Here is a 3,542-nt window from a genome sequence, read left to right on the forward strand (position 1 = left end):
WTTAAAAAATTTAAAGCAAAATCATAATCTTACACAAAATTAGTTTTCAAATTGTCATATTGATGATTTTTTTTATTTCATCAAGAGTTTTCGACAAAATTAAAGCTTTTTTTTATAGCAAAATTAACTAGATAAGTTTATAATTATAATAGAGTATAAACAACAGAGGGGAATTATTTTACATGCAAAATGGATTAGAAAAGCAGTTGGAAGATACGTTTAAAAGTTCCGAGCAAGCAATGTTTGATGCTTTATTAAAAAGTTATTATTTAGATGATGATCAATTAGATTATTTGCATAAACATTATCGACCAATTTTTACTTTTGATGATAATGAAACATGTATTTGTTTAAGTAATGAGCAATATGCAAACTGTTGCAAAACGAAGGTATTAAATTCAACTAAAAATCGTGCTCAATATATTTCAATTTTACAAGCAGTAGGAGACTTAACATTAAAAGAACAATATATTGAACAAGAAACAAAGCATTATCAACAAGTTTTAAAAAAATGTATTAAACAAAAATGTATTTTACAAGAATGTAATAATAAAGTTGGTCAGCATAATCTTTATTCGCTTGATATTAGTAAAAATCATTATTATTTAAATCGTTATCATTCTAAACATTTTTTTAAAAATATTAAAACATCTTTTTTAGATTTAACATCAACAGAGAAAGTACCTTATTTTTTTAATGTTTTTTGTCAAAAACATTTGAATGAATATCTTCAGTCAAACAAAACACTTGTACCGCAGTTAGAAGCATTATTAATGAATATTAACGATAATTTAGTGGATCATCAAGAAGTTTATGAAACATATATTAATTATTATTATAGTTTAAGTGTTGCTGAACAAGTGATTTTAACAATTAAACTTCGCCGAATTATGAAATTAGCGTTAGTTTATCAATTAGAATTATCACGTTTATTAAATGATTTAGATAATCAACAATATAGCTATGTTGTTAAAAAAATAACTTTGCCAAAAGAAATTCATTCAATTGTCTGCAATGATATTCTATTAGCACAATTAACTCCAATCACTTTTCAAGCAATTAATTCACCGAATAATCCATTTTTACCAAATAAAATTTTATACACAAGATTAGTTAATAATGCGAAAAAAGGGGAAATTCATTTTATTTATCATAAAAATAATCGGATTTTAAATACTTACTTTGCTGAATGAGCAGAAAAAAATAAAAATGAAAAACAATGACAAAATTATCTATCAAGTATTATCCTTAATCAAGGAACCCATTTTTTAATTAATAAAAAATATTATGATAAACTAAATCAAAAAACAAAAGATTTAATTAATATTTATTATTATAATAGGTTTGAACAACCACGAAATTCAGCAGAAGAATTAATGCTCCAAACTTTTATTAATAATTTTAATAATGGCATTAATATTTTAAAATAGGAAGTTGATGAAAATGACAATCTTAGGATGAATTATAATTGGAGTTTTTCTTAGTTTATTATTTATTTTTATTGGTTTTTTAGGATGATTTTATCAAAAAAAAAAAAAAAACAGCAACTTTTTTTTCAAATTTTTAAACAACTAGAAGTTAAAAATCAAGAATATATTAATAATAATTTATCAAAATTAACTTTGCAAGAAATTAACGTTAAATTTAAATTAGAACCAGATGAAAAAGTATTTAGTAATATTCCTGTTACTGTTTATCTTCAACATAAATTAAAAAATAATCAAACTCATTCCAAATATACAATTCCATTTGAAAATGGAATTAGTGTTGGTTATGGGCAAGGTAAAAGAATTAAAGAAATGTATCAAATTCCATTTCAAAATGGTCATATGTTTATTACAAACCAAAGAATTTTAATTATAAATGAAGACATTACTACAACTTGACCATTAAGTGAAGTTAATAATCTTGAATTAAGTATTTTTCGAATTAATAATATTCTATATCAAGGCTTTTATTTATATACGGAACAAAAACGTTTTATGATTATTGTAAAAGGTTTAGAAACGCCATATCTAATTTATAAGGTGTGAAAGCATGAATCATAATTATTTAATTGGAATTATTTTATTTAGTACTATTTTAGGTGTTGCAATAATTATTGTTGCTATTTTAGCTTTATGCCAGCAACAAAAAATAAAACATTTTAGACAAAAGAAAAATGAACTACAAAAAATGATTGATAACAATCAAACATTGTTAAATGATAATTTAGTCGTAATTAAAATTAAATATGAATTGCCAAAAAATGAAATTTGTTATTATCAAGCACCAATTATTGGCTATGAAATAACAAAACCAAAAGAACTTCAACAAAATATCTACTACTTAACTCAACAAATGAAAGAGCAATATTATATTGAATACTTGGCTGGTTATTTAAATCTTACTACTAATAATGGTAAGGAAACTAATGGTAAGGAAACAATTAATGGAACCATTTATGTTACAAATTACCGCTTAGTTTTTGAAACTAAAGATCAAAATCTTATTATTTGATTAAAAAATATTAATTTTGTTTTACCAAGTATTTTTAATCTTAATGGTTTTTATCAAATCGGTTTTTTTATTAGTACTACTGAAAAAATTTATCGCTTTATTACAAATGATGTTAAAATATCAATGACAATTTTTAAAACATGACAACAAAATAGGGGAGGCTAAGTAAACAATGAAAATGCATATTATTATTTTAGTTTTTTCATTAATCTTAATGTTAGCTTTATATACTTTTCATACTTTATTTTTTATTCATTATCAAAAACAAAAAGAAAATAATAAGGCAATTAAAGAATATAAATGAAAAGCAATGATAATTTTTATCTTTATTACCATCTATCTGCTTTTAACCCCACTTAATATTTTTATTATTATTGATTATATTTTACTAATGACTTTATCAAATATCTCAAATACATTTGCTTATTTATTTGTAATTATGGCAATTTGTAATTATGGCTTAATTTTAAGTTATTTAATTATTCAAACATTAGTTAATAATAGTTTATGAATTAAAGTAAATGATGAAACCATTTTCTTTTTAGATGAAGAAATTATCTTATTGCAAATGATTGGTATTGATATCAATGGTTTGTTTAATAAAGTTATTTATAAAGTTGATGGAGAAATTGAAAAAAAAGTTATTGTTGGGAAAAAAACATTTGAATTTTTAGAACAAATTAAATTAACAAATTAAAAAGCAATCAACCTGTTGGGAAAACCAGTTGATTGCTTTTTTTCTGTTTGGGTAATAAAAATAATTATGTTGGCAAAATAAGGATTTATGTAAATTATTTTTTTATGGTAACTTAATTAATAAAAAGAAAAGATAAGAGATAACCTAAAGGGGAGAGATAGTAGTGTAATTATAAATCCTTTATATAATTATTCTGTTTACTTTAGAGATTTAGGAAAAATACTTTTCTTTACTGATACCAAATGCTGTATTCAAATGGCAGTTGATAGCAATAATAATATTTTTGTTCAATCCACCAATACCAAAAGATTACAAAAACAATGAATTATTGAAAATATGAATAAGC

The 3,542-nt window shown here is 22.3% G+C and carries 4 protein-coding genes; all 4 read left to right on the forward strand.

Annotated elements, in window-relative coordinates; all coding sequences use genetic code 4:
• The first annotated feature begins 182 nt into the window (after window positions 1-182).
• The 4 genes from EHV01_RS03990 to EHV01_RS04005 all read left to right on the forward strand — a co-directional run bounded on the left by EHV01_RS03990 (window position 183) and on the right by EHV01_RS04005 (window position 3,196).
• Window positions 183-1,430 carry a hypothetical protein gene (locus EHV01_RS03990; RefSeq protein ID WP_400248717.1) on the forward strand — a complete coding sequence of 416 codons (1,248 nt, stop codon included), beginning with the start codon at window positions 183-185 and terminating at the stop codon, window positions 1,428-1,430.
• A gap of 84 nt (window positions 1,431-1,514) precedes the next feature.
• Window positions 1,515-2,048, forward strand: coding sequence for a hypothetical protein (locus EHV01_RS03995; RefSeq protein ID WP_422066303.1), 534 nt, complete (start codon window positions 1,515-1,517; stop codon window positions 2,046-2,048).
• Entirely contained in the window at window positions 2,038-2,664 is a 627-nt protein-coding gene (locus EHV01_RS04000) for a hypothetical protein (protein WP_422066304.1), read from the forward strand. Before EHV01_RS03995 ends, EHV01_RS04000 begins: the two co-directional genes overlap by 11 nt.
• A gap of 7 nt (window positions 2,665-2,671) precedes the next feature.
• The gene (locus EHV01_RS04005; RefSeq protein ID WP_422066305.1) at window positions 2,672-3,196 is read left to right on the forward strand and encodes a hypothetical protein; all 525 of its coding nucleotides are present in this window, start codon (window positions 2,672-2,674) and stop codon (window positions 3,194-3,196) included.
• Window positions 3,197-3,542: the final 346 nt, after the last annotated feature.

This window comes from Spiroplasma sp. hy2 (assembly GCF_044714365.1).
Taxonomy (GTDB): domain Bacteria; phylum Bacillota_I; class Bacilli_A; order Mycoplasmatales; family Mycoplasmataceae; genus Spiroplasma; species Spiroplasma phoeniceum.